General features: G+C 63.7%; 29 protein-coding genes and 1 other RNA gene. 15 read left to right on the forward strand and 15 right to left on the reverse strand.

Going from position 1 to position 22,969, the window contains the following annotated elements; all coding sequences use genetic code 11:
• Window positions 1-33: 33 nt before the first annotated feature.
• The 3 genes from EN824_RS03730 to EN824_RS03740 form a co-directional block, all read right to left on the reverse strand.
• The gene (locus tag EN824_RS03730) at window positions 34-915 is read right to left on the reverse strand and encodes a sigma-70 family RNA polymerase sigma factor (RefSeq protein WP_135915634.1); all 882 of its coding nucleotides are present in this window, start codon (window positions 913-915) and stop codon (window positions 34-36) included.
• Window positions 916-948: 33 nt separating this feature from the next.
• Window positions 949-1,254 (reverse strand): hypothetical protein, encoded by a 306-nt coding sequence (locus EN824_RS03735; protein WP_135881888.1) that lies wholly within the window; start codon window positions 1,252-1,254, stop codon window positions 949-951.
• 105 nt (window positions 1,255-1,359) lie between these two features.
• Window positions 1,360-1,791, reverse strand: coding sequence for a MarR family winged helix-turn-helix transcriptional regulator (locus tag EN824_RS03740; protein ID WP_189521740.1), 432 nt, complete (start codon window positions 1,789-1,791; stop codon window positions 1,360-1,362).
• 164 nt (window positions 1,792-1,955) lie between these two features.
• Between EN824_RS03740 and EN824_RS03745 the strand changes: the two genes are divergently transcribed.
• A complete protein-coding gene (locus EN824_RS03745) occupies window positions 1,956-3,755 on the forward strand; it encodes a chloride channel protein (protein WP_135919253.1) in 1,800 nt (599 codons plus the stop codon).
• Here EN824_RS03745 and EN824_RS03750 read toward each other — a convergent pair.
• From EN824_RS03750 to EN824_RS03765, 4 genes are all read right to left on the reverse strand, one after another.
• Window positions 3,752-3,982, reverse strand: a complete 231-nt coding sequence (locus EN824_RS03750; RefSeq protein ID WP_127279261.1) for a ribbon-helix-helix domain-containing protein — start codon at window positions 3,980-3,982, stop codon at window positions 3,752-3,754. The two genes, EN824_RS03745 and EN824_RS03750, sit on opposite strands and share 4 nt — an antisense overlap.
• On the reverse strand, window positions 3,979-4,188 hold the full coding sequence (locus EN824_RS03755; protein ID WP_127863134.1) for a DUF4169 family protein: 210 nt from the start codon (window positions 4,186-4,188) through the stop codon (window positions 3,979-3,981). Before EN824_RS03755 ends, EN824_RS03750 begins: the two co-directional genes overlap by 4 nt.
• Window positions 4,189-4,204: 16 nt before the next feature.
• A complete protein-coding gene (locus tag EN824_RS03760; RefSeq protein WP_127279263.1) occupies window positions 4,205-4,741 on the reverse strand; it encodes an SspB family protein in 537 nt (178 codons plus the stop codon).
• Window positions 4,742-4,887: 146 nt separating this feature from the next.
• Complete coding sequence (locus EN824_RS03765) at window positions 4,888-5,577, reverse strand: TetR/AcrR family transcriptional regulator (protein ID WP_135881884.1); 690 nt, start codon at window positions 5,575-5,577, stop codon at window positions 4,888-4,890.
• 186 nt (window positions 5,578-5,763) lie between these two features.
• On the opposite strand from EN824_RS03765, the gene EN824_RS03770 reads away from it, so the two are divergent.
• Window positions 5,764-6,969: a multidrug effflux MFS transporter gene (locus tag EN824_RS03770; RefSeq protein ID WP_127279265.1), complete on the forward strand. Its 1,206-nt coding sequence runs from the start codon at window positions 5,764-5,766 to the stop codon at window positions 6,967-6,969.
• A 70-nt stretch (window positions 6,970-7,039) separates the two neighbouring features.
• Here EN824_RS03770 and EN824_RS03775 read toward each other — a convergent pair whose 3' ends face one another.
• The 3 genes from EN824_RS03775 to ssrA all read right to left on the reverse strand — a co-directional run bounded on the left by EN824_RS03775 (window position 7,040) and on the right by ssrA (window position 8,704).
• Window positions 7,040-7,477 (reverse strand): VOC family protein, encoded by a 438-nt coding sequence (locus EN824_RS03775; protein WP_135931914.1) that lies wholly within the window; start codon window positions 7,475-7,477, stop codon window positions 7,040-7,042.
• Between the two features lie 88 nt (window positions 7,478-7,565).
• Entirely contained in the window at window positions 7,566-8,132 is a 567-nt protein-coding gene (locus EN824_RS03780) for an AAA family ATPase (protein WP_135932123.1), read from the reverse strand.
• A 211-nt stretch (window positions 8,133-8,343) separates the two neighbouring features.
• Window positions 8,344-8,704: a transfer-messenger RNA gene (gene ssrA, locus EN824_RS03785) on the reverse strand.
• 168 nt (window positions 8,705-8,872) lie between these two features.
• Between ssrA and EN824_RS03790 the strand changes: the two genes are divergently transcribed.
• Window positions 8,873-9,184 (forward strand): DUF2853 family protein, encoded by a 312-nt coding sequence (locus EN824_RS03790; protein WP_127281000.1) that lies wholly within the window; start codon window positions 8,873-8,875, stop codon window positions 9,182-9,184.
• Window positions 9,185-9,549: 365 nt separating this feature from the next.
• Window positions 9,550-10,344: a thymidylate synthase gene (locus tag EN824_RS03800; RefSeq protein ID WP_135915637.1), complete on the forward strand. Its 795-nt coding sequence runs from the start codon at window positions 9,550-9,552 to the stop codon at window positions 10,342-10,344.
• Between the two features lie 11 nt (window positions 10,345-10,355).
• On the opposite strand, the gene EN824_RS03805 is transcribed toward EN824_RS03800, so the two are convergent.
• Window positions 10,356-10,565 carry a molybdopterin-binding protein gene (locus tag EN824_RS03805; protein ID WP_135915638.1) on the reverse strand — a complete coding sequence of 70 codons (210 nt, stop codon included), beginning with the start codon at window positions 10,563-10,565 and terminating at the stop codon, window positions 10,356-10,358.
• 172 nt (window positions 10,566-10,737) lie between these two features.
• Here EN824_RS03805 and modA point away from each other — a divergent pair, with 172 nt between their 5' ends.
• The 4 genes from modA to EN824_RS03825 all read left to right on the forward strand — a co-directional run bounded on the left by modA (window position 10,738) and on the right by EN824_RS03825 (window position 13,788).
• Complete coding sequence (gene modA, locus EN824_RS03810; RefSeq protein ID WP_135931915.1) at window positions 10,738-11,532, forward strand: molybdate ABC transporter substrate-binding protein; 795 nt, start codon at window positions 10,738-10,740, stop codon at window positions 11,530-11,532.
• A gap of 26 nt (window positions 11,533-11,558) precedes the next feature.
• Window positions 11,559-12,263 carry a molybdate ABC transporter permease subunit gene (gene modB / locus EN824_RS03815; protein WP_135915640.1) on the forward strand — a complete coding sequence of 235 codons (705 nt, stop codon included), beginning with the start codon at window positions 11,559-11,561 and terminating at the stop codon, window positions 12,261-12,263.
• Window positions 12,260-13,372, forward strand: a complete 1,113-nt coding sequence (gene modC / locus EN824_RS03820; RefSeq protein WP_135866483.1) for a molybdenum ABC transporter ATP-binding protein — start codon at window positions 12,260-12,262, stop codon at window positions 13,370-13,372. The genes modB and modC overlap by 4 nt, the downstream gene beginning before the upstream one ends.
• A gap of 74 nt (window positions 13,373-13,446) precedes the next feature.
• Complete coding sequence (locus EN824_RS03825) at window positions 13,447-13,788, forward strand: winged helix-turn-helix domain-containing protein (RefSeq protein ID WP_127279684.1); 342 nt, start codon at window positions 13,447-13,449, stop codon at window positions 13,786-13,788.
• Between the two features lie 43 nt (window positions 13,789-13,831).
• Here EN824_RS03825 and cobF read toward each other — a convergent pair whose 3' ends face one another.
• The gene (cobF, locus tag EN824_RS03830; RefSeq protein ID WP_127279685.1) at window positions 13,832-14,596 is read right to left on the reverse strand and encodes a precorrin-6A synthase (deacetylating); all 765 of its coding nucleotides are present in this window, start codon (window positions 14,594-14,596) and stop codon (window positions 13,832-13,834) included.
• A gap of 182 nt (window positions 14,597-14,778) precedes the next feature.
• Here cobF and EN824_RS03835 point away from each other — a divergent pair, with 182 nt between their 5' ends.
• The 5 genes from EN824_RS03835 (at window position 14,779) to EN824_RS03855 (ending at window position 18,755) form a co-directional block, all read left to right on the forward strand.
• Window positions 14,779-15,795: a DUF4424 domain-containing protein gene (locus EN824_RS03835; protein WP_135866485.1), complete on the forward strand. Its 1,017-nt coding sequence runs from the start codon at window positions 14,779-14,781 to the stop codon at window positions 15,793-15,795.
• Window positions 15,795-16,313 (forward strand): dihydrofolate reductase, encoded by a 519-nt coding sequence (locus EN824_RS03840; RefSeq protein WP_127279687.1) that lies wholly within the window; start codon window positions 15,795-15,797, stop codon window positions 16,311-16,313. The genes EN824_RS03835 and EN824_RS03840 overlap by 1 nt, the downstream gene beginning before the upstream one ends.
• 166 nt (window positions 16,314-16,479) lie before the next feature.
• Complete coding sequence (hflK, locus tag EN824_RS03845; protein WP_127871641.1) at window positions 16,480-17,595, forward strand: FtsH protease activity modulator HflK; 1,116 nt, start codon at window positions 16,480-16,482, stop codon at window positions 17,593-17,595.
• Window positions 17,595-18,560 (forward strand): protease modulator HflC, encoded by a 966-nt coding sequence (locus tag EN824_RS03850; RefSeq protein ID WP_135866488.1) that lies wholly within the window; start codon window positions 17,595-17,597, stop codon window positions 18,558-18,560. Before hflK ends, EN824_RS03850 begins: the two co-directional genes overlap by 1 nt.
• A 6-nt stretch (window positions 18,561-18,566) precedes the next feature.
• Entirely contained in the window at window positions 18,567-18,755 is a 189-nt protein-coding gene (locus EN824_RS03855; protein ID WP_127281294.1) for a DUF2065 domain-containing protein, read from the forward strand.
• Between the two features lie 30 nt (window positions 18,756-18,785).
• Here the strand turns inward: EN824_RS03855 and EN824_RS36520 are convergent, their stop codons facing one another.
• Window positions 18,786-18,911, reverse strand: a complete 126-nt coding sequence (locus EN824_RS36520; RefSeq protein WP_272483008.1) for a hypothetical protein — start codon at window positions 18,909-18,911, stop codon at window positions 18,786-18,788.
• On the opposite strand from EN824_RS36520, the gene EN824_RS03860 reads away from it, so the two are divergent.
• A complete protein-coding gene (locus tag EN824_RS03860) occupies window positions 18,901-20,418 on the forward strand; it encodes a DegQ family serine endoprotease (RefSeq protein WP_135866490.1) in 1,518 nt (505 codons plus the stop codon). The two genes, EN824_RS36520 and EN824_RS03860, sit on opposite strands and share 11 nt — an antisense overlap.
• Before the next feature lie 43 nt (window positions 20,419-20,461).
• Here EN824_RS03860 and EN824_RS03865 read toward each other — a convergent pair whose 3' ends face one another.
• Together EN824_RS03865 and serB are read right to left on the reverse strand one after the other, a co-directional pair.
• The gene (locus EN824_RS03865; RefSeq protein ID WP_127280406.1) at window positions 20,462-21,034 is read right to left on the reverse strand and encodes a GNAT family N-acetyltransferase; all 573 of its coding nucleotides are present in this window, start codon (window positions 21,032-21,034) and stop codon (window positions 20,462-20,464) included.
• Window positions 21,031-21,918, reverse strand: coding sequence for a phosphoserine phosphatase SerB (serB, locus tag EN824_RS03870; RefSeq protein ID WP_127280405.1), 888 nt, complete (start codon window positions 21,916-21,918; stop codon window positions 21,031-21,033). The genes EN824_RS03865 and serB overlap by 4 nt, the downstream gene beginning before the upstream one ends.
• On the opposite strand from serB, the gene miaA reads away from it, so the two are divergent.
• Window positions 21,908-22,873, forward strand: coding sequence for a tRNA (adenosine(37)-N6)-dimethylallyltransferase MiaA (miaA, locus tag EN824_RS03875; protein WP_127280404.1), 966 nt, complete (start codon window positions 21,908-21,910; stop codon window positions 22,871-22,873). The genes serB and miaA overlap by 11 nt on opposite strands.
• Window positions 22,874-22,969 lie beyond the last annotated feature (96 nt).

Raw genomic sequence — 22,969 nt, forward strand, 5'->3', positions numbered from 1 at the left:
GCATTCCGGCTGCCCGCCCGACTGGCAATCGCCTCAAAGAACGAATGTTTCAGCGCCGTCAGCGACGTATCTGGCGTGGCGGAAATCGCGGATGGCGGCGAGCTTGCCGCCCTGCCAACCCAGCAGGATGAAGTATGCCGGCGCTGCCGTGGGATCGTTGGGATCGCGCACGAGGATTGCCGGACGATCTTCGACGAAACCAGGCTGGAAATGCCAGTCCCGCACCCGGGAATAATTGCCGAAATAGGTTGCCACCTCCTTGCGGCCGCTGAGCCTTGCCCTGGCCACCAGTTCCAAGCGTACCTCATCGGCCAGCATGTCCCGCACGGCGTCGAAATCGCGGGCGTTGAAGCGATCGACATAGGCGTCGAGTAACAGGCGCTCCGATGCACTCAGCCTGGGAACAGGACGATCGTCCTGTTCGTCGGCGATCTCACGCAGCCGGCCGCGGCCACGATGCAGCGCGGCCTTGACCGCGGGGACGCTGGTGTCGAGCATGGTGCTGATCTCCCGCAGCGAATAGCCCAGGACATCCATCATGATGACGCTGCTTCGTTGCGCGACGGGAAGGCGCATGAAACTGTGCAATCCGGCTACCGCGGCCTGCCGTTCGGCGATCGAATTTGCCGGGTCGGCGATCATGTCCGGCTCCTCCTCGTAGAACGTCTTCTCACGGGCGCGGCGGCGCAAAAAGTCGAGCGCGGTATTGTGCGCGATGCGAAACAGCCAGCCTTCGGGATTGGCGATCAGGCCGGCGTTGGGCAAGGCCTCGAATGCCTTGGCCAGCGCCTCTTGCAAGACATCCTCGCCATCGACGACCGAGCCTGTCATGCGGGCGCAATAGCGATGCAGTTTGGGACGCAATTCGCCGAACAAGCGGTCGAAAGGCCTTGGGATCTCGCCTGGACTGTTCATGCACCGGCCGTTCTTGCCATGGTTCTATTCAGGCTACTCGTCCAGCATCCGATAATGGCCCACCACTGTCATCACGTCACGATGCGGAGGGTCGATGCAGCGATCCCTGATGCCGTTTTGGAAGGCCTCGAAAGCGGCAAGCCCGGGGATGATGTCAGCATGCTCGTCGGTTTCGATCTCGACGAGATGGACGAAAGTGCCGTCGCCGGAGCGCCAGGTCATGTAGCGAACGCCTTCCGGCGATTTGCCGCGCAGTTCCTCGAACACAGCCTTGACCAGGCGCTCGTTCTCGTCCGCCCGGTCCGGCTTCGTTTTGTAGCGTATCAAATGATGTTTCATCGCATCGGCTCCCTTGGCTGTCGTCTGTCCAAGACGCCTCAGCCAGGCCGAAGGATTCGGATTTCAAAAAAATAGTTCGGTACCGGCCCGCGCAGACGCCTGGTGTCAGTCCTGGCCCCGGTCGAGCAGGCGCCGCAGCATGGGTTCGATGCGCGAGAGCTCGTCGAGATGCGCGGCAGAGAGTTCGGCCAGGCAATCGTCGGCGCGTTCGGTCAGCCGCAGCAGCACGCGGCGGTGGTCGTCCTTGTCCTGATCGCGTGCGACCAGTCCTGCCTCACCGAGGCGGTTGACCAGTTCGACGGCGCTGTGGTGGCGGATGCGCAGGCGTTCCGCAAGGTCGCCGACCGTCACCGGCCCGCCGCCCGGATATCCCTTGATCGCCAGCAGCGCCTGATGCTGGCGCGGGGTCAGGCCGGCGTCCTCGGCCTGCACCTGGCTGAATTCGAGGAAGCGGCGGATCAGGTAGCGGAACTCGGACAGCCGCTGGTAGTCGGATTGCCTGATGGCGGGGCGTGGGGTCTTGGGCGGCTGCGTCATATCGCAGATGTCTTCGTTTTCCGGTGAAAGCTCAAACGAAATTTCGAACGAAACCAGCTTGAACAGATATATCGTGTTACGATACATAGCCGACCGACAACCGGCTGGCCACTTCGACCGTGCCGCAAAACCAGACACGGCCGCCGCCAGGAAGCAAAGCCACCATGAAGACCCACAATTCCAATCCCGGTCATCTCAGGGATTTCACCACCGACGCCAGGGTGCTGCTCGTCGCCGCGATAGCGGTGGTGGTGGCGACCGCCGGGCTGTTTGCCGGCATCGTGCTGCTGAAGCTGATCCGCCTGGCCACCAACATCGCCTATTTCGGCCAGTTCTCGCTTGCCGAGCTGAAGCTGCAGGATACGCCGCTCGGACTTGCCGCCGTCTTCGTTCCCGTCATCGGCGCGCTGATCGTCGGCCTGATGGCGCGCTATGGCAGCGAGAAGATCCGCGGCCACGGCATTCCCGAGGCCATCGAGGCGATCCTGCTCGGGCGCTCCAGGCTCGATGCCAAGGTGGCGATCCTGAAGCCCTTGTCGTCGGCGATCTCGATCGGCTCCGGCGGGCCGTTCGGCGCCGAGGGTCCGATCATCATGACCGGCGGCGCCATTGGCTCGCTGATCGCGCAGATGCTGCCGGTCAGCGATACCGAGCGCAAGACGCTGCTGGTGGCGGGTGCGGCCGCCGGCATGACCACCGTGTTCGGCACGCCGATCGCGGCCATCATGCTGGCGGTGGAACTGCTTTTGTTCGAATGGACGCCGCGCAGCTTCATTCCCGTGGCGGTGGCGGCCATCGTGGCGGAGGTGGGGCGCACGATGCTGCACATGCCGGGGCCGATCTTTCCGTTCCAGGGCAGCATGGCGGTTTCCTTCCTCGGCCTTGGTGGCTGGGTGCTGATCGGCATCTGCGCGGGTCTGTTGTCCGGGCTGCTGACGCAGATGGTCTACGCCTGCGAGGACGGCTTCCAGAAGCTGCCGATCCACTGGATGTGGTGGCCGATGCTCGGCGGCCTGGTGGTCGGCATGGGCGGCCTGATCGACCCACGGGCGCTCGGCGTCGGCTATGACAACATCGCCGACATGCTGGACGGCCGCACGATCGCCACGGCTGCGCTCCTGCTGCTGGTGGTCAAGGCCGTCATCTGGTCGGTGGCGCTCGGCTCGGGAACCTCGGGCGGCGTGCTGGCGCCGCTGTTGATCATGGGTGGCGCGATGGGCGCGGTGCTTGCCGGGGTCCTGCCGGCGGCGGACCCGGGCTTCTGGGCGCTGCTGGCCATGGCCGCCACCATGGGCGGCACGATGCGCGCGCCGCTGACAGCCACTTTCTTCGCCGTCGAGCTGACCGGCAACACGCATGTGCTGGTGCCGCTGATCGCGGCCTGTGCGGCGGCGCATGCCGTCACCGTGCTGTTGATGAAGCGTTCGATCCTGACCGAGAAGATCGCCAGGCGAGGGCACCACCTGGTGCGCGAATATCGTATCGATCCATTCGCGCTCACCAGGGTGCGTGAGGTGATGACGTCAGAGGTCGAGAGCGTGCCGGCGACGATGACGCTGCATGGCGCGGCCGCCTTACTGACGGCGCCAGAAACCCGGCATCCGAGTTTTCCCGTGGTCGATGAAAACAGGCAGGTGCTCGGCCTCATCGATCCGCCGGCAATCCTGCGCTGGCGCCGTGCCGGCAAGCACCGGACGACGACGCTCGGCGAGCTGTTGGCCGGAAGCAAGGTGACGCTGGCCTATCCCGACGAATATCTGGAAGGTCTGTCGGACAAATTGTTGACGGCCAATGTATCGCATCTGCCGGTCGTGGCGCGCGAGGATGGAAGGCTGGTCGGCTATGTCGGCTGGAAGGATCTGATGCGCGTGCGCTCACGCAAGCAGGCCGAGGAGCGTGAGCGCTCGACCTTGCTTGGCTTCGGCACCAGACGCACGAAAGAGGAACGCACGGCTTCTTCTTAAGTCTCGCCGGCGACGCCGCGCTTCGCCCACTCCAGGACATGCAGCCTGAGCGCGGAGGACAGGTTGGTGTCGCGGGGCCGCGTTTCGTCGACTTCGGCGACAAGGGCGGCGAGCGTCAGCTTCCTTGCCGCCGCCATCGCGACGAGATCGTCATGGAAAGGCTTTTCGAGGGAATAGCTGGTGCGATGGCCGCGTATGGTCACCGAGCGTTTTTCGACGGCGCTCATTGATCGCCACTGGGATCGCCCGGTTCTCCGGGCTTTTCACGGTGATGGCCCGCTACGAACCTTTCGCTGTTGTCGGCAATCATGCGGTCGCGTTGCTTTTCGGCCTTGGTGCGGCCGTGCAAGGCGCGATTCTGGCCGGCCGCCTGTTCTCTATCGGCCCGCGCCTTCTGTTTGCGGAACTGACGAAGGTTGACGATTTCGGCCATGGCGGGAGCCGCGAGCCTATTTCTTGCGAAAGGCGTCGAGCGAGACCACTTCGGCGCCCTTGGTACCAGCATCGGCGGCGGCGGGCTTTTTCTCCGCTTCGGCGGCGGCCTTCTTCTCGGCCTTCGGCTTCTTCTCGGAGACGATGGCCAGCGGTTCGGGCGCTGGTGCCGCCGGTTCCTCGTCGGGCTGCGCATCGGTCTTGACGTCGAACTCGAGTTCGAAATTGACCGAGGGATCGTAGAAGCCGCGCACGGCCGAGAACGGGATCTCGAGTTTCTCCGGCACGTCGGAGAAGGAGAGCCCAACCTCGAATCCGGTGTCGGTGACCTTCAGGTCCCAATACTGGAACTGGATGACGATGGTCATCTGCTCGGGATAGCGCTCGCGCAGGCGCGACGAGACGCGCACACCCGGCGCACCGGTCAGGAAGGTGATGAAGAAATGATGGTTGCCGGGAAGGCCGGTGCGCGCGACCTCGGCCAGGACCTTGCGCATGACGCCGCGCAACGCCTCCTGGGCCAGAATGTCGTAGCGGATGTGGTCGTCGGCCATGAGTTGGTCGGGTTCCGTTGAATCGTCCGCATAGCTGTAATCAAGCTTGAGGGCGGCGTAAACCTGATATAGACCGCCGCCGCGCCGAAGCGAGGACTATTGCCAACGATTTGATCGGCAAGGCGGCTTCGCCGCAACCGCAAATGTTATGCGTTAGCCAGCGCAGTGTGTTTTTTCGCGCCGATCGCGGAAGGGCGCTTGCCGAAAGCGCGCAGGAAAGTGCGCACGCCGTTCGTCGCCGATTGCACCACCTCGTCCTCGCGCGGCGTGCCGCCAAGCATGAAGGTGGTCTGCAATTCGGCATTGACGAGGCCGAGGAACTGGCGTGCCGCCACGTCGGGATCGTCGATCGTGAGATGGCCGCCGTAAGCTAGGCGGGCGAAGCGGGCGGCGATTGCCGGCCATGTCCGGCCCGGGCCCTGTTCGCGCCATTCGGCAAAGAGCTCGGGATAGCGCTCGCCCTCGGTCTGGATCAGCTTGCGCAGGAACTTTCCGTCGCGGTTGCAGATGCAGTTCTGGTTCAGGCGCACGGCAAAACCGATCAGGTCGGCTTCGAGGTCCCCGGGCTGATCGGGGAAGGTGGCGATGGTGGCGAAAATGCCGGCGTTGCAGCGCTCGGTCAGGTCGCGTACCACGGCGATGAACAGCTTTTCCTTGTCGCGATGGTGATTGTAGACGGTCTGGCGTGAGACGCCGGCCTCTGCCGCGATCAGGTCGATGTTGGCGCCGGCGAAACCCTCGCGGCAAAACACGCCGGCAGCGGCGTCGACGATCGACATGCGCTTGGCCTCATGGCCACGTGGCGGGAAAGTGTCAGGAGAAACGCCCGGTCTCATGAAAATCTATATAGAGGTGATTGACGATTTGGACAAGAGTGTCTAAATTTGTGGACACGATATAAGGGGATTTCACTCCAGAGGGACGAATAAATTCGCTCTGGGAGTAGGAATCCCTCGGGATGGAACGTCCTGGGGTCAGACGTCGCCTGGCGGCGGCAACCAGATTCGAAAGAAGCCAATATCATGAGTCCCAAATTCCTCCGCATCGCGGTCGTGCTCGGCCTGTTGTCCGCCATCGGCCCGTTCGCCATCGACATGTATCTGCCCGCGCTGCCGTCGATCGGCACCGATCTTCATGCCGGCACCGCCGCCGTGCAGATGAGCCTTTTGATCTTCTTCCTGTCGATGGGCTTCGGCCAGATCGTCGTCGGGCCGATCTCCGACATGGTCGGCCGCAAGCTGCCGCTCTATGGCGGACTGGCGCTGTTCATGGCCGGCGGTATCGGCTCGGCAATGGCGCCGACCATCGAATGGCTGATCGCTTTCCGCTTCCTGCAGGGGCTTGGCGCCAGCGCCGGCATGGCCATTCCGCGCGCCATCGTGCGCGACCTGCACACCGGCAACGAGGCCGCCAAGCTGATGTCGCTGCTGATGCTGGTGTTCTCGGTGTCGCCGATCCTGGCGCCGCTGACCGGTAGCCAGATCATCGAGAATTTCGGCTGGCGCGCCGTGTTCTGGACGGTGACCGGCGCGGCGGTGCTTGCCACCATCCTGCTCGCGACCTCGCTCAAGGAGACGCGGCCGGCGGAAGAGCGCGTCGGCTCCTCCTTCGGTACCGCGCTTGCCGGCTATCGTTTCCTGATGGGCGACCGTAATTTCCTTGGCCTGGTGGCAATCGCCGGCTTCGGCATTGCGAGCTTCTTTGTCTATCTGTCGAGTTCGTCCTTCATCCTTATCGACCATTACGGGCTGTCGCCTTCGGTCTACAGCGTGTTCTTCTCGATCAACGCGGTTGCCTTCATCGGCATGTCGCAGCTGACGGGCCTGCTTTCGGAACGGTTCGGGCTGAAGCGCGTGGTGTGGGTAGCGGTGACCGGCTATGCCACGACCATGGTGGCGCTGTTCGCCATCATGGCGACGGGGGTCGACCGGCTCGATGTTATGGCGGCCCTGCTGTTCGTCGGCTACGGCTTCCTCGGGCTTGTCATTCCGACCACCTCGGTGCTGGCCATGGAAGAGCATGGCGAGATCGCCGGCACGGCGTCGGCGCTGATGGGCACGCTGCATTTTGCCATCGGCGCGCTCGCCATGGGCGTTGCCGGCGTGTTCTTCGACGGCACGCCGCTGCCGATGGTCGCCGGCATCACGCTCTGCGCGGTGATATCGTTCGCACTGGCGAAGGTCACGCTTGGCCGTTCGCGGCAAGCCGTCGAAGCGCCGGCGGAATAGGCAATCCTCAGTGAACCAGGAAAGGCCGGGTCGATCCCGGCCTTTTTTGTGCCGGCGGCAGTGCGGGCGCTCAGCTGAGTTCCTGGGCGAGGCCGATGAGAAGCCCTTCAGGTCCTCGGATGTAGCAGAGCCGATACACGTCCTTGTACTCGACCACCTCGCCCACGAGCTGCGCGCCGCGCGTGCGGAGCCTTTCAAGCGTATCGTCGATGTCGTCCACGGTGAACATGACGCGGAGGTAGCCCAGCGCGTTGACCGGGGCTTTCCGGTGATCCGCGACGACAGGCGGCGTGAGGAAGCGGGAGAGCTCCAGCCGGCTGTGGCCGTCCGGTGTGCGCATCATGGCAATCTCGACATGCTGATCGCCCAGTCCGGTGACACGCCCGGCCCATTCTCCTTCGATCGTGGCCCGCCCCTCGAACTCGAGGCCGAGTTCGCGAAAGAAATCGATCGCCCCTCCGAGGTCCTCGACCACGATTCCTACATTGTCCATCCGCTTGAGCGCCATGTTTTCAACCTCCAGGATGCCGGTTCAATCTACAAGGTGTCGCCTGGTTCCGACAACGCGCATGAAGGGCCGGACCGGGCCGGCCGCTCTATGTCCGCAATGTCGGCGGCAATCCAGCAGCGTCGAGGAGGAAGCGCACGCGCTCCTCGACTGGCGCAAGCGGCAAGGTCACCAATTCGTAGCCAAGTTCGGCATAGACGCCTGCCACTAATTGGCAAGTGCGCTCGGCCTCGTCGAGCGTTTGCTTGCGTTCTTCGTCCTGGGTGAAGATTTCCGGCCATGGCGGGGCGATGAAGACGCGACGCGCATAGCGGAATTCCATGGCGGCGCTGGTGAGGTGATCCGGCGCCGGCAGGCCGCAGAGCCTGAGATAGCCGATCGTGTCCGGCACGCCGCGGTCAAAGAAGACCGGCCCTGCCAACGCGCGGGCCGCACGATACGAGCGCATCTCCCAGGACAGCATCAGTTCGGCGAACAATGCGCGATCGCTCCAGGGCAGGGCGGTTCCGCCAATGGCGGATTGGTCGCGGATGATGCCGCGTCCGGCTTCTACAGAGGTCGCAAAGCCCGTCTGCCGCAAGGCTTCGATCAAGGTGGTCTTGCCGGAGCCCGGGCCGCCGGTCAGCACGAAGAATCGATCGGAATCGTTTTGCATTTTTTGTCCATGGAGAAAGGGCACGCGACGCAGCGGCTTCGCGGCTTCTACAGCATGTCGCGGCGAATAGGATTCGCCCGACCTGCTGTAAGCTTCTGATTTATGCATGTCGTTATCCCGGAACCGAGGACACTTCCGGGCGACATGCATCAGGCCGTGCGAAGTCTTGACGGCAGGAGCCGTTGCGCGTGATGCAAATTGAAGGGGGAGAAGTGGAGGTTTCTGTTGCCAGGTACCTCCGAACCCCGCCTAGAAGTGCGAACCCCTAGGGCTTGATTTGAAGCTATCGCACTGCATTAAGCAGCGAGACGTGCTTCCGCATAGTTGTCGTTGGCAACTATAAGTTTAGCCCGATGACGGTGGTACAATGCCGGGCAAAAGTACGATCTTTACACCTTCGTCGATCCTATTTCGCCCCCAGCAAAAACCGCTCTGTCGTCAAAAGCGGCTTTTGGTGGAGGCGCCGGGTACCGCCCCCGGGTCCGAACGGCTTATTTCATCGCCCATTTATCGCCATAGTCGGTCAAGCCGACAAAACGAATATAGGGGGCGTTTGCCGGAAATGAAAGGCCGCAATGATGCTTTGTCCCTGTGTCAAATCGCGACGCCAAGGGTTGACTTGGGCGCGGTCTCAACCGAAGCTTTGCGAGCGGTGAGGAGTTAGCGACCTAGCGCACAAGTTGCGAAGCGCGCCACAGTCCTCATCGATCGGATCCGTGGCGCCGACGAGGGGAATTTTGATGGCCGACTATCTTGCGGATGTGAAGAAGTATGACGCCGCGGCAAACGCCGATGCGGTCGAAAAGATCGTCAAGCATCTGGGCATTGCGCTGAGGAACCGCGACTCCTCGCTGGTGTCCTGCACGGACCCGAAGGAATTGGGGCGGGTCAAGGAGAGCTGGGTGGCCAAGAAGCTCGGCGTCACCGACGGGGCGAAGGCCGACGCCGCGATCGAGAAGACCTGCAAGGCGATGCACGCCGACAACACCAAGAACCGCGTGACCTTCTACTATCTGGTGGCCAAGGATCTGGGCAAGCTCGGCTCTCTGTGACGCTCGCGCATCAGTTTGCGAGGGCTGGTACGGCAGAATAGCCGCTCCAACTTTTATTTTCGCTTTGTCGGGGGTTTGCGCCGCCCCTCACCTGCCTGCCGGCATCCTCTCCCCGTATAGTGACCGGGAGAGGGGATCTGCCATCGATGATTTCGCCAATGACCAACGTTGCAAAAAGGGCGTCAGCGTAGCGGCCAGCTTCTTTCTCCCCGTCACTATACGGGGAGAAATGTCCGGCAGGACAATGAGGGGCAGCGCCGACTCTGGAAAGAGTGGTGGGGCAAGCGTCGTTTGTACCGTTTTGCTGTGTTCGGCCGCCGGTCTGGCCGCTATAATGCCCAAACACTCGAATCGAGCCGAAACCGATGCGCCAATATCTCGACCTCTTGCAGCATGTGCTGGAAAACGGCGCCGATCGCGGCGACCGCACCGGCACCGGCACACGCTCCGTCTTCGGCTACCAGATGCGCTTCGATCTGGCGCGCGGCTTTCCGGTCACCACCACCAAGAAGCTGCATCTGAAGTCGATCATCCATGAACTCCTGTGGTTCCTGGCCGGCGACACCAACATCAAGTACCTGACCGACCATGACGTTTCGATCTGGGACGAATGGGCCGACGAGAATGGCGATCTCGGCCCGGTCTACGGCAAGCAATGGCGTTCCTGGCCGGATGGTCATGGCGGCTCGATCGACCAGATCGCCAATCTTCTCAAGGAGATCCGCCGCAATCCTCAATCGCGGCGACTGATCGTCTCGGCCTGGAATCCCGCCGAGGTGGAAGCCATGGCGCTGCCGCCTTGCCACTGCCTGTTCCAGTTCTACGTGTCCGAGGGCCGGCTTTCCTGCCAGCTCTACCAGCGCTCCGCCGACATCTTCCTCGGCGTGCCGTTCAACATCGCGTCCTACGCATTGCTGACGCTCATGGTGGCGCAGGTGACCGGGCTGAAGCCGGGCGATTTCGTCCACACGCTCGGCGACGCGCATCTCTACTCCAACCATTTCGAGCAGGCGCGCGAACAGTTGCAGCGCACGCCAAGGGCACTGCCGACGATGTGGATCAATCCGGACGTGAAGGACCTGTTCGCCTTCCGCTTCGAGGATTTCCGGCTGGATAACTACGCCGCCGATGCGTCGATCAAGGCGCCTATCGCGGTCTGAGCCGCGTTTTTTCAGCCGATGCCGACCATCACGTCCGAGGCCTTGACCACGGCATAGGCCTGCTTGCCCTTTTCGAGCTTGAGATCGGCGACGGCTTCGTTGGTGATCGAGGCGGTGACGATGGCGCCGCCGCCGATGTCGATGCGGGCATGCGAGGTGGTGGCCCCTTTGACGATTTCGGTGATCGTTCCCTTGAGAACGTTGCGGGCGCTGATCTTCATTGGCGTCCCGTTCGCTGTTTATCCCCGGTCGTCTTATCAGAACAATCAGGCAGTACCAATCACAAGACCAGATGGCGTTTCGGCAGACCAGGCCTTCCCTTGTTATATCCATGCGGATATATCGGTCTGCAGGTTCGAGCCGATCGGATTTTGAACACAGGGAGAGTTTCCGATGACGCGCAAAGGTTTCGGGTTGAGGGTGGTCGCCATTGGCGGTTTTGCGGCTGCGTTGATGGCGGCAATGCCGGCAGCGCACGCGCAAGACAAGGTCGTGGTGTTTGCGGCGGCGAGCCTCAAGGATGCGCTCGACGCGGTGAACAAGGCCTGCAAAGCCGATGTCGGCGAGGCCGCGACCGTTTCCTATGCCGCGAGTTCGGCATTGGCCAAGCAGATCGAGGGCGGGGCACCGGCCGACGTCTTCATCTCGGCCGATCTCGACTGGATGAAATATCTCTCCGACAAGAAGCTGACCAAGCCCGATACCGAAGTGAAGTTGCTCGGCAACCAGATCGTGCTGGTGGCGCCGAAGGATTCGACGGTTGAAACCAAGATCGAGAAGGGTTTTGACCTCGCCATGCTGGTTGGCGACGGCAAGCTCGCCATGGGCGACTTCAAGGCCGTGCCGGCCGGCAAATACGGCAAGGCGGCGCTTCAATCGCTCGGCGTCTGGTCCTCGGTCGAGGGCAAGGTGGCGCAGGCCGAGAATGTCCGTGCGGCGCTCAAGCTGGTTTCGACCGGCGAGGCGGCCCTCGGTATCGTCTATGCCACCGACGCGCACGCCGAAAAGGGCGTCAAGGTGGTCGGCACCTTCCCGGAGGATTCACATCCGCCGATCATCTATCCGGTTGCCCAGACCACCGATTCGAAGGACAAGGATACGATGGCCTTCCTGAAGTGCCTGCAATCCGCCAAGGCCGGCGCGCTCTTCAAGGAACAGGGCTTCACCGTGCTCACGCCGAGCAACTGACTTCGAAAAGGCCCCGATACCGCGCGATGAACTGGCTGCTGGACCTCAGTCCCGACGAATGGAATGCGGTCCGGCTGTCCATCAAGGTGGCAACGGTCGCGATGCTCGCGAGTTTGCCGCCGGGCATAGCGATAGCGCTGCTGCTTGCCCGGGGGAAATTCTGGGGCAAGACACTGTTCAACGGGCTGGTGCATCTGCCGCTGATCCTGCCACCCGTGGTGACCGGCTATCTCTTGCTTTTGACTTTCGGAAGGCGCGGCCCGGCCGGCGCATTCCTGGCCGAGCATTTCGGCATCGTCTTCTCGTTTCGCTGGACGGGTGCCGCCCTTGCCTGCGGCGTCATGGGCTTCCCCCTGATGGTGCGGGCGATCCGGCTGTCGATCGAGGCGGTGGACCGCAAGATGGAGGCGGCCGCAGGGACGCTCGGCGCCAATCCTGTGTGGGTGTTCGGCACCATCACGCTGCCGCTGATCCTGCCCGGGCTGATCGCCGGCGCCATCCTGTCCTTCGCCAAGGCGATGGGCGAGTTCGGCGCGACGATCACTTTTGTCTCCAACATCCCTGGCGAGACGCAGACGCTGCCATCGGCGATCTACACCTTTACCCAGGTGCCGGGCGGCGATGAAGGGGCGCTGCGGCTGACGCTGATTTCCATCGTCATCTCGATGGCGGCACTGGTCGCCTCGGAAGTGCTGGCGCGGCGCGTCGGGCGGCGGATGGACATCGAATGAGCGTCCTTGTCGACATCAGCCACCGGCTTGGCGATTTCGCCATCGATGCCCGCTTCGAGAGCGCCGGGCGGCTGACGGCGCTGTTCGGGCCGTCGGGCTCCGGCAAGACGACGCTGATCAACATGATCGCCGGGCTGATCCGGCCGGACAAGGGGCGCATCGAGATCGACGGCCGCGTTCTGGTCGACACCGGTGCCGGCATTTTCGTGCCAAGGCACAAGCGCCGTATCGGCATGGTGTTCCAGGATGCGCGCCTGTTTCCGCATATGAGCGTGATCAGCAATCTGCGCTACGGCCGTTGGTTCACGCCGGCGGCGGAACGCTACGCGGATATGGACAGTGTCGTCGAACTGCTCGGCATCAGCCCGTTGCTCGGGCGGCGACCGGCAAAGCTCTCGGGCGGCGAGAAACAGCGCGTGGCGATCGGCCGGGCGCTGCTTGCCAGCCCGAAGCTGCTGCTCATGGACGAGCCGCTGGCCTCGCTCGACGAAGCGCGCAAGGCCGAGATCCTGCCCTATATCGAACGGCTGCGCGACGAAACGAAGATCCCGATCGTCTATGTCAGCCATTCGGTCGCCGAGGTGGCGCGGCTGGCCAGCGACGTGGTGATGCTGGCGCAGGGCAAGGTCACCGCCAGCGGCCCGACCGAGGCCGTCATGCAAAGGCTTGACCTGTTGCCGGCCGAAGAGCGCGGCGAGGGTGGCGCCGTGCTGGACACGAAGGTACTGCGTCACGACGAGACTTTCGGGATGACAGTGCTCGGCTCGGCCGCCGGCGAGATCCGCGTGCCGCGCCTTGAAATGAAGCCTGGGGCTTCCGTGCGTATCCGCATTCGCGCTCGCGACGTGATGGTCGCCACGGAGAAACCGACGGGCCTCAGCGCGCTCAACATCCTGCCCGGCACGATTGTCGCGATCAGCCCGGGCGAGGGGCCGACGGTCGAAGTCGGCATCGACTGCAATGGCGCAACGGTGCTCGCCCGCATCACCGAACAGTCGCGGCAGGCACTGAAGCTGCGTCCCGGCGGCAAGGTTCTCGCGGTGGTCAAGACGGTGAGCTTCGACCGGGCGAACACCGGCGCCGGCTTGCCGCTCGAAGCCGACGGCTGACAGGGGTGGTGATCGCCGATATATTGTTTTGGAATAACGGTCGCTGAAGCTGAAGCGATCGTGGAGGAGCAAAAATGCCGTCGCTGAGCTTGCGGATAAATCTCGATCCGGATGGACGGATCGGTCCTGGCAAGATCGAGCTTCTGGAGCACATCGCCACGTTCGGATCGATCTCGGCCGCCGCGCGCGGCATGGAGATGTCCTACAAGCACGCCTGGGATCTGGTCGAGGACATGAACCGGGTGTTCGGCAAGCCGCTGGTCTCGGCGCAGACCGGGGGCCGCAAGGGCGGCGGCGCGCAGCTGACGACGGTCGGCCTGGCGGTGGTCAGCCGCTTTCGCGCCATCGAGCGCGCGGCGTCCGCCGCAGCGGCGACGCATATGGATGCGCTGCAGGCGGAGATCGAAGCGGGGTAGGGGGATAGTCAGTAGTCAGTAGGGATTAGGACAGCTTCACTACTCACCACTCCTGCTTCCGCAGCAAATACGTGTCCATGATCCAGCCCTTTTCCCTACGCGCTTCGTCGCGGCGCTTTTCGATCTCCGCGCCGACATCACCGAGGCGGCCGGAGATGATGATCTCGTCCGGTGTGCCGAGATAGGCGCCCCATTGGATGAAAAGATCCTGGTCGGCCAGCGTGTTGAAGGCGCATTTGCCGTCGAGCATGACGACGGCGCTGCCGGCATTGTCCGGCATGCCTTCCTCGGTCAGGCGGCGGCCGGTGGTGATCAGCACGGGATCGCCGATGCGGTTCAGCGCCGTTTTGTGACTGGCGGCCAGCGCCTGGATGGCTGTTATGCCGGGGATGACTTCCAGTTCGAAGGCGACATTGCCCCTCAGGCGCACGCGCTCGAGGATGCGCAATGCGCTGTCGTAGAGCGAGGGATCACCCCAGATCAGGAAGGCGCCGCAGCCATCCCCGGCGATCTCGTCGCGGATCAGTCCCTCGTAGATGACGGCGATCGCCTCATGCCAGTCGTCGACGGTCGAGCGATAGGAAGACGTTGGTTCGGCGCGCACCGGCACGTCGAACTCGACCCGGCGTGAGGTCGGGTTGGTGACGAAGCGGTCGCAGATGCCGCGCCGCAGGTCGGCGAGCTCTGTCTTGTCGGCGCCCTTGTCGGGAATAAACAGGACGTCCGCCCGGTTCAGGCCCGATATGGCCTGAACCGTCATGTGGTCGGGATTGCCGGCGCCGATGCCGATGACGAGAAGCTTGCGCATGGCGCGAACTCCTGCCCGATCGGAACCTGTTAGTCCAGACCGCGCGTGCGTGTCCAGACCGCATGCGTGTCCAGACCGCATGCGTGTCCAGCCGGTCACGCATGCCCTGGACGCGGAAGGGCTTTGAAACGCCGCATTGAAACGGCTAGGGTCATGAGGGCATTCTCGCCGAGGGGGCTTTCATGCTGCGATATATCTTGACCACCGCGCTGGCCCTGTCGGCGGCGCCTGCATTGGCCAACGACTCGGTTGCCGAACTTGGCACCGGCGGCCTGATCCTGTCGCGCAGCGATGCCGTGGCGATGCAAAGCGAGGACCTCTTCATCTCGCCGCAAAAGGTGACGGTCGACTACGTCTTCCACAACAACACCGACAAGGATGTCGAGGCGATCGTCGCCTTCCCGATGCCCGACATTTCAGGCGATCCCGAGGAGATGCCGGCGATCCCCGAAAACCAGAGTGACAATTTCCTCGGCTTCGAGGTGACGATCGACGGCGCGCCGGCAAAGCCTGAGCTCGAGCAGAAGGTGTTCGCGCTCGGCATCGACGTCGGCACGGATTTGAAAGCCCAGAACGTGCCGTTCAACCCGTTCGGCGACGCCGCCAAGGCGGCACTGGCGAAGCTTCCGCAAGCGGTGGCCGACGATTGGGTCAACCGCGGCATCATCATCGAGGACACTGTTGACGACAGTGGCGGCCAAAAACCCGGCTATGCGCCGTTCTGGCAATTGCGCTCGACCTATTGGTGGCGCTCGACCTTTCCGGCCAACAAGGACGTTCACGTCTCGCACCGCTACAAGCCTAGCGTCGGCGGCACGTCGTCGGTCAGCTTTTTCAATGAGGGCCAGTTCCAGGGCTCATACGCCGCCTACAAGACCCGCTACTGCATGGACGGCACTTTCGAGAATGCGGTGCGCAGGGCGGCGAAGGACAATCCGGACGGCTATCCCAAATTCTACGAAAGCCGCATCGCCTATATCCTGACCACCGGCGGCAACTGGGCGGCGGGCACCATCGGCAAGTTCAAGCTGACCGTCGACAAGGGCAATCCGAAAGCCCTGGTCTCGTTCTGCGGCGACAATGTCAAAAAGGTCGGGCCGACGAGCTTCGAAATGACAGCGAAGGATTTCTATCCCGAGCATGATATCGATATCCTCCTGCTCGAACCGTCGGACAGCAATGGCGGGGACGCAAACTGATGCATGTCACGATCTACGTCGCCATTGCCGAGAACGGTGTGATCGGGCGGGAAGGCGGGTTGCCCTGGCGGCTCTCCACCGACCTCAAGCGCTTCAAGGCAGACACGATGGGCAAGCCCATCATCATGGGCCGCAAGACCTATGAAGGCATCGGCCGCCCGCTGCCGGGCAGGCTGAACATCGTGGTCACCCGCGACAAGGCCTGGCGCGCCGAGGGCGTCGAGGTGGCGCATACGCTGGAAGCCGCGATCCAGCTGGCGACCGTGCGCGGCCGCTGCATGAGCGGCGTCGACGAGGTCTGTGTCATCGGCGGCGGCGAGATCTATGCCCAGGCGCTGCCGCTGGCCGACCGTCTGCACGTCACCCATGTTCTGGCCGCCGTCGACGGCGATGCGCATTTCCCGCCGATCGACCCCGATACATGGCACGTGGTCAGTTCGCAGGAGGTTCCATCAGGAGAAAAGGACAGTCATGCGACGCGCTATACGGTTTACGAGCGCCGCCGCGAGATAGTTTGAAGACAAAAGCGCGATTGTAGGACGACAAAGGGTCGCTACCGGCCCAAATCCGATGAAGTCGGCGGGCGTCGCGTTGAAAGCGCGCCCTGGCGTCCCTATAGAAGAACGACACTGGATTTGCGCCGTAACCGCGGCGCTTGAGGGAATTCCAAGCGAAAGGACATTCATGCCCTGGAACGACAAAGGTGGCGGAGGCGGCGGCCCGTGGGGTGGCGGCGGTAACAACCAGGGCCCCTGGGGGCAGGGACCGAAGGGACCGAGCGGCCCGCAGGGGTCGCCTCCAGACCTCGAAGACATCATTCGCCGTGGCCAGGATCGGCTGAGGCGCGCGCTGCCCGGCGGCGGGGGCGCCAGTCCGGCCGTGTTCGGGCTGATCGCCGCGGTGCTGGTCGTTCTGTGGGCCTTCCAGGCGGTCTATACCGTGCAGCCCGACGAGGTCGCGGTCGAACTGCGCTTCGGCAAGCCGAAGGCCGAGCTTTCCCAGCCAGGCCTGCACTTCCACTGGTGGCCGCTCGAGACCGTCGAGACGGCCAAGATTTCAGAGCAGCTCGTCGACATTGGCGGCGGCAACACCAGCGGCAACGGCCTGATGCTGTCGGGCGACCAGAACATCGTCAATGTGCAGTTTTCGGTGGCCTACCAGGTCTCCGACCCGCGCGCCTACCTGTTCGACGTCTCCGACCCCGACGGCATGCTGCGGCAGGTTGCCGAGAGCGCCATGCGCGAAGCGGTCGGCCGCCGGCCGGCGCAGGACATTTTCCGCGACGACCGCCAGGGCATTGCGGCCTCGGTGCGCGAGATCATCCAGACGACGCTGGACGGCTACAAGGCCGGTCTCAACGTCAACGCCGTCTCCATCGAGGACGCGGCGCCGCCACGCGAGGTGGCGGATGCGTTCGACGAGGTGCAGCGCGCCGAGCAGGACGAGGACAAGTTCGTCGAGCAGGCCAATCAGTATTCCAACCAGAAGCTCGGCCAAGCACGCGGCGAGGCCGCCCAGGTCCGCGAAGACGCGGCCGCCTACAAGAACCGTGTGGTGCAGGAAGCCGAAGGTGAGGCCCAGCGCTTCATCTCGGTCTACGACGAATATGTCAAAGCCCCCGATGTCACGCGCAAACGCCTTTATCTGGAAACCATGGAGAGGGTTCTGAAGGACTCGAGCAAGGTCATCGTCGAGCAGGGCAACGGACAAGGTGTCGTGCCCTATCTGCCGCTGCCCGCATTGCAGCCGAAACCACCGGCACCGGCCGCGCCGGCTGCGAACACGGGAGGTACCCAGTGATGGCCAACCGTCTTCCCATTTTCGCCGTCGTGGCGGCGGTTATCCTTTTCCTGATCTACTCCTCGGTCTTCGTGGTCAATGCGCGCCAGCAGGCGCTGGTGCTCCGCTTCGGCGAGATCGTCGACGTCAAGAGCGAGCCAGGGATCTACTTCAAGGCGCCGTTCTCGTTCTTCGACGCCGACACGGTGCAGCTGATCGAAAACAGGGTGCTGCGCTTCGACCTCGACAACATCCGCGTCCAGGTGTCGGGCGGCAAATTCTATGAGGTCGATGCCTTCATCGCCTACCGCATCTCGGATCCGCGTGTCTTCCGTGCGGCAGTGTCCGGTCAGATCGAACTGGCCGAGGCCCGGCTCAGGACGCGTCTCGACGCTGCCTTGCGCCGCGTCTACGGTCTGCGCGATTTCGAAGCCGCGCTCTCCGAAGAGCGTGCCGTGATGATGCGCGAAGTCCGCGATCAGCTCAGGCCCGACGCCACCTCGCTCGGCTTGCAGATCGAGGACGTCCGCATCCGCCGCACCGATCTGACGGCCGAAGTCTCCCAGCAGACCTACGACCGCATGAAGGCGGAACGCCTGGCGGAGGCCGCGCGGCTGAGGGCACGCGGCAACGAAGCCGCACAGCGCATCACGGCACGCGCCGATCGTGAAGTGGTCGAGATCGTTGCCGAAGCACGCAAGGAGTCCGAGATCCTGCGCGGCGAGGGCGAAGCCCAGCGCAGCGCCACCTTCGCGGGAGCCTATCAGCGTGATCCGGCGTTCTTCGATTTCTACCGGTCGATGAATGCCTATGGTACCGCGCTCGACAACACCGGGACGACGATGGTGCTGTCGCCGGGCTCGGAGTTCTTCCGCTTCTTCCGCGATCCCGACGGCAAGGAAGGGCCGGCGAAACCGGCCTCGCCAGCAACCGCGCCGGCTGCGGCACCTGCCGCGCCGACGACACAACCCAGCACCGGCCAGTAGCGGCCGGTGCAAGATTTCTTCGCGGCGATAGGCCTGGTCCTTGTCATAGAGGGCCTGGTCTATGGCGGCTTCCCCAGCTTTGCGAGGAAGCTCGCGGGCGAAGTGCTGTCGATGCCGGAGAATGCACTGCGGATCGGCGGCCTGGTGGCGATCGCCATCGGTGTCGGCATCGTCTGGCTGGTGCGGAGCGGGTAAAGGCATCCGGTTTGCGGAATAACGCTCGATTTACGCTCCGCCGATAGCCATAGCCGCAAACGTGCCGTATTTCTTGCCATCATGGCGCGACACGGCGTTTTCGTCGAAGCGCTTTTCTCTTTCAGAAATGCCGGGAGGCTTCTCGATGACATCCAACACCCTTTTGCGCGCCGCTCGACGGACGTTGGTCGCCGGCGCCGCAGCGCTTGTCCTGGGCACCGCAGCCGTTCCGTCTTTCGTGACGCCGACATTCGCCGCCGACGGACCTGCCTCGGTTGCCGACCTGGCGGAACGCGTGCTCGGCGCGGTGGTCAACATCTCGACCTCGCAGACGGTGAAGGGCACCGAAGGGCCAAGCGCCGTGCCGATGCCGCAGCTGCCCGAAGGCTCGCCGTTCCAGGACTTCTTCGACGACTTCTTCAAGAACCGCGGTGGCGAAAAGGATGGCGGCTCGCAGAAGGTGCAGTCGCTGGGCTCGGGCTTCGTCATCGACGCCGAGCAAGGCATCGTCGTAACCAACAACCACGTGATCGCCGATGCCGACGACATCGAGGTCAATTTTTCCGATGGTGTGACCTTGAAGGCGACGCTGGTCGGCACCGACACCAAGACCGACGTCGCGGTGCTGAAGGTCGATCCGAAAGGCCACAAGCTGACGGCGGTGAAATTTGGCGATTCCACCAAGATGCGCGTCGGCGACTGGGTGATGGCGGTCGGCAATCCGTTCGGCCTCGGCGGTACGGTCACGGTCGGTATCGTCTCGGCGCGCAACCGCGACATCAATTCAGGCCCCTATGACGACTTCATCCAGACCGATGCGGCGATCAACCGCGGCAATTCGGGCGGACCGCTGTTCAACAGCGCCGGCGAGGTCATCGGCATGAACACCGCGATCATTTCGCCCTCCGGCGGCTCGATCGGCATCGGCTTCTCCATTCCCTCGCAGCTCGCCTCGGGCGTCGTCGACCAGTTGCGCCAGTATGGCGAGACGCGGCGCGGCTGGCTCGGCGTGCGCATCCAGCCGGTGACGGACGACATCGCGGAAAGCCTGGGGATGGCGACCGCCAAGGGCGCGCTGGTGGCCGGCGTCATCAAGGGCGGGCCTGTCGACAACGGCACCATCCAGGCCGGCGACGTCATCATCAAGTTCGATGGCAAGGACATCCACGAAATGCGCGACCTGCCGCGCGTCGTGGCCGAAAGCCCGGTGGGCAAAGCCGTCGACGTGCTGATCGTGCGCAAGGGTGTCGAGCAGACGGTGAAGGTGACGCTCGGCCGGCTCGAGGATGGCGAGAAGCTCGCCAGCGGCGAGAATGGCAACACCGACCAGGACAAGGGCGGCGACAAGGCTCCGGCCGTCTCGACCGCCTCGGTGCTCGGCATGACCGTCGGCGAACTCAACGACGAGACGCGCAAGAAGTTCAGCATTGCCGCCGATGTCTCGGGTGTCGTCGTCACCGATGTGGCCAAGGATTCGGCCGCCGCCGAGCGCGGCATTCAGCCGGGCGAGGTGATCACCGAGATCGCGCAGGAATCGGTCGCCACGCCCAAGGATGTCATGGACCGGATCGGCGCGCTGAAGGAGCAGGGGCGCAAGAACGCGCTGCTGATGCTGGCGTCGAAGACCGGTGAGCTGAGGTTTGTCACGATCCGGATGGATTGAAGTCGGCAGGACTGCAAAAATCTGATTTTAATGGAAAGGGCGGTTAGAGAGCCGCCCTTTTTCTTGCCTGCCAGTCTTGGCGAGGCAACCGGTAGAGCACATGCCGCTTGAGCGCGGGATGGCTGTCCGGAATGTCGGGATGGTCGAAGTCGTTGGCCGGGTCGGCGCTCATGCCGAGGCGTTTCATCACGGCGGTCGAGCGATGATTGCCGGTTACGGCGAAGGAGACGATCTCGTTGACGCCCAGCGTCTGGAAGCCGTAGGCGAGCCAGGCCTCCGCCGCCTCGGTGACATAGCCCTTGCCCCAGTATTCCGGCGCCAGCCGCCAGCCGATCTCGATAGTACCGGCCGGCAGGGAGGGCACATGATCGGTCTTGAGGAGCCCGACGAAGCCGATGCACTCGCCGGTGGCGGCAATCTCGGCGGCGGCAAAACCATAGCCGTCCTCGGCGATCCAGGATCGGAACTCGTCCATCTTGGCGTCGGCGGTAGCTCGGTCGCGGCGGAACGGAAAGAATTCCATGACGCGCTCGTCGGAGTTGATGCGATGGAACAGCGCGCGGTCGCGCTCCTCCCAGTTGCGCAGGATCAGGCGTTCGGTGCGGATTGGTTTCATTGCAAGAATTCTTCCTGCCGGTAGCCCTGCAGATAGAGCAGCGCGGTTAGGTCGGCATGGTCGATCCGGACTTTTGCCTGTGCTGCCACTGTCGGCTTGGCGTGCAGCGCGACACCGGTTCCGGCCAGGCGGATCATGTCGAGATCGTTGGCGCCGTCGCCGACGGCGATGGCATCGGCCGGCGCCAGGCCAAGGCGCGCGCAGATTTCGAGCAGCGCCTCGGCCTTGGCGGCGCGGCCGAGGATCGGCTCGCCGACCAGTCCGGTGAAGCGTCCGCCCTGGTCGAGCAGGCGGTTGGCGCGGTTTTCCTGAAAGCCGAGCATCTCGGCGATGCGCGTGGTGAAGACCTCGAATCCGCCCGAAACGAGCGCTGTCCAGGCGCCGTTGGCGCGCATGGTCTGGACCAGTGCGCGGCCGCCCGAAGCCAGCGTCAGCCGATTGGCGACGATACGGTCGACCACTGCGGCGTCGAGCCCCTTGAGCAGCGCCACGCGCTCGCGCAGCGCAGGCTCGAAGGCGATCTCGCCATTCATCGACCGCGCGGTGATGGCCGCGACGCGATCCTTGACGCCGATCTCGTCGGCCAGCTCGTCGATGCATTCCTGGTCGATCATGGTCGAATCCATGTCGGCGAGAAGGACTTTCTTGCGGCGTGTTTCAGCCTGCTGAACGATCACGTCGACTGGTTCGGCGCCCAGTGCGGCGCGAAGCTCTGCAGTGGTTTCATCAGCCTGCGCCGCTGGCGGCAGGGCAAGATCACAGGCAATGCCTTCGGCCAGCCAGACGACAGCGCTTGCGCCCACCGACCGTGAGGCCATATTCGCAAGCGACGGCGACAGAGCGCGGTCAGCGGGACGGGAAACAAGCGTGGCAATGAGCGGCATAGAGAATTCCGGCGCGGATGCGGGCGAAGGCCGCGTGAAGAACGCGATCCTGATAGCCGGGCCGACCGCCAGCGGCAAGTCGGCGCTGGCGCTTGAGCTGGCCGAGCGCACCGGCGGCGTCATCGTCAACACCGATTCGATGCAGGGCTATTCGGTTCTCGACGTTCTGACCGCTCGGCCGGAGGCGGCCGAACTCGCACGCGCGCAGCATTTTCTCTATGGGCATGTGCACCCCGGCTCTGCCTACTCGACCGGCGCCTGGCTGCGCGACGTGATGAAACTCATCGACGACGGAACGCTCTCGCGGCGGCCAATCTTCGTCGGTGGCACCGGCCTTTATTTTCGTGCGCTGGCCGAGGGCATTTCGGAAATGCCCGATATTCCGCAGCGGATCCGCGATCGCTGGCGCTATGAGTTGAAGGAGCACGGCGCGGTCAAATTGCATGGCATCCTGCTGCGCGAGGATTCGAAAGTCGCCATGCAGCTGAAGCCGACCGACGGCCAGCGCATCGTGCGGGCGCTCGAAGTGCTCGACGCCTCCGGCCGGTCGATCCTGGACTGGCAGGGCGAGCGCGGCCGGCCGCTGATCGACAGGCAAAGCGCGCATTTCCTAGTCATCGAGCCGGATCGGGCGGCGCTGGTCGACCGCATCGAAAGGCGTTTCGACCGGATGCTGGACAAGGGCGCGCTGGAGGAAGTCAAGCAGCTTGCGGCCCTTCGTCTCGATCCGGACCTGCCGGCGATGAAGGCGATCGGGGTTCGCGAGCTGCAGGCCGCAATTGCAGGGCAATCGAGCTTTCCCGAGGCGATCGAGCGCGCCAAGATCGCTACCAGGCAATATGCCAAGCGGCAAGCGACCTGGTTTCGACATCAGTTGGGGCCGGAATGGCAGAGATTGCGTCCCGATGACAATCTCGAAACCACGATCCAAACACTTGTTGCTAATGCAACTTAAAAAGTTGACCTTGAGGACAGGGTTCCCGCCGAAGTTGCCGGGATTAACGCTCCGTAAGGCGGCCCGTGCCATAAGATCGAGGGGCACTTTTCATCG

Origin of the sequence: Mesorhizobium sp. M8A.F.Ca.ET.181.01.1.1 (genome assembly GCF_004792025.1) — a bacterium.
Taxonomy (GTDB): Bacteria; Pseudomonadota; Alphaproteobacteria; order Rhizobiales; family Rhizobiaceae; genus Mesorhizobium.

Coding starts and splice junctions, on each gene's coding strand:
- EN824_RS03730 (WP_135915634.1), bottom strand. CDS start 915: ATGAACAGTCCAGGCGAGATCCCAAGGCCTTTCGACCGCTTGTTCGGC.
- EN824_RS03735 (WP_135881888.1), bottom strand. CDS start 1,254: ATGAAACATCATTTGATACGCTACAAAACGAAGCCGGACCGGGCGGAC.
- EN824_RS03740 (WP_189521740.1), bottom strand. CDS start 1,791: ATGACGCAGCCGCCCAAGACCCCACGCCCCGCCATCAGGCAATCCGAC.
- EN824_RS03745 (WP_135919253.1), top strand. CDS start 1,956: ATGAAGACCCACAATTCCAATCCCGGTCATCTCAGGGATTTCACCACC.
- EN824_RS03750 (WP_127279261.1), bottom strand. CDS start 3,982: ATGAGCGCCGTCGAAAAACGCTCGGTGACCATACGCGGCCATCGCACC.
- EN824_RS03755 (WP_127863134.1), bottom strand. CDS start 4,188: ATGGCCGAAATCGTCAACCTTCGTCAGTTCCGCAAACAGAAGGCGCGG.
- EN824_RS03760 (WP_127279263.1), bottom strand. CDS start 4,741: ATGGCCGACGACCACATCCGCTACGACATTCTGGCCCAGGAGGCGTTG.
- EN824_RS03765 (WP_135881884.1), bottom strand. CDS start 5,577: ATGAGACCGGGCGTTTCTCCTGACACTTTCCCGCCACGTGGCCATGAG.
- EN824_RS03770 (WP_127279265.1), top strand. CDS start 5,764: ATGAGTCCCAAATTCCTCCGCATCGCGGTCGTGCTCGGCCTGTTGTCC.
- EN824_RS03775 (WP_135931914.1), bottom strand. CDS start 7,477: ATGGCGCTCAAGCGGATGGACAATGTAGGAATCGTGGTCGAGGACCTC.
- EN824_RS03780 (WP_135932123.1), bottom strand. CDS start 8,132: ATGCAAAACGATTCCGATCGATTCTTCGTGCTGACCGGCGGCCCGGGC.
- EN824_RS03790 (WP_127281000.1), top strand. CDS start 8,873: ATGGCCGACTATCTTGCGGATGTGAAGAAGTATGACGCCGCGGCAAAC.
- EN824_RS03800 (WP_135915637.1), top strand. CDS start 9,550: ATGCGCCAATATCTCGACCTCTTGCAGCATGTGCTGGAAAACGGCGCC.
- EN824_RS03805 (WP_135915638.1), bottom strand. CDS start 10,565: ATGAAGATCAGCGCCCGCAACGTTCTCAAGGGAACGATCACCGAAATC.
- modA (WP_135931915.1), top strand. CDS start 10,738: ATGACGCGCAAAGGTTTCGGGTTGAGGGTGGTCGCCATTGGCGGTTTT.
- modB (WP_135915640.1), top strand. CDS start 11,559: ATGAACTGGCTGCTGGACCTCAGTCCCGACGAATGGAATGCGGTCCGG.
- modC (WP_135866483.1), top strand. CDS start 12,260: ATGAGCGTCCTTGTCGACATCAGCCACCGGCTTGGCGATTTCGCCATC.
- EN824_RS03825 (WP_127279684.1), top strand. CDS start 13,447: ATGCCGTCGCTGAGCTTGCGGATAAATCTCGATCCGGATGGACGGATC.
- cobF (WP_127279685.1), bottom strand. CDS start 14,596: ATGCGCAAGCTTCTCGTCATCGGCATCGGCGCCGGCAATCCCGACCAC.
- EN824_RS03835 (WP_135866485.1), top strand. CDS start 14,779: ATGCTGCGATATATCTTGACCACCGCGCTGGCCCTGTCGGCGGCGCCT.
- EN824_RS03840 (WP_127279687.1), top strand. CDS start 15,795: ATGCATGTCACGATCTACGTCGCCATTGCCGAGAACGGTGTGATCGGG.
- hflK (WP_127871641.1), top strand. CDS start 16,480: ATGCCCTGGAACGACAAAGGTGGCGGAGGCGGCGGCCCGTGGGGTGGC.
- EN824_RS03850 (WP_135866488.1), top strand. CDS start 17,595: ATGGCCAACCGTCTTCCCATTTTCGCCGTCGTGGCGGCGGTTATCCTT.
- EN824_RS03860 (WP_135866490.1), top strand. CDS start 18,901: ATGACATCCAACACCCTTTTGCGCGCCGCTCGACGGACGTTGGTCGCC.
- EN824_RS03865 (WP_127280406.1), bottom strand. CDS start 21,034: ATGAAACCAATCCGCACCGAACGCCTGATCCTGCGCAACTGGGAGGAG.
- miaA (WP_127280404.1), top strand. CDS start 21,908: ATGAGCGGCATAGAGAATTCCGGCGCGGATGCGGGCGAAGGCCGCGTG.
- serB (WP_127280405.1), bottom strand. CDS start 21,918: ATGCCGCTCATTGCCACGCTTGTTTCCCGTCCCGCTGACCGCGCTCTG.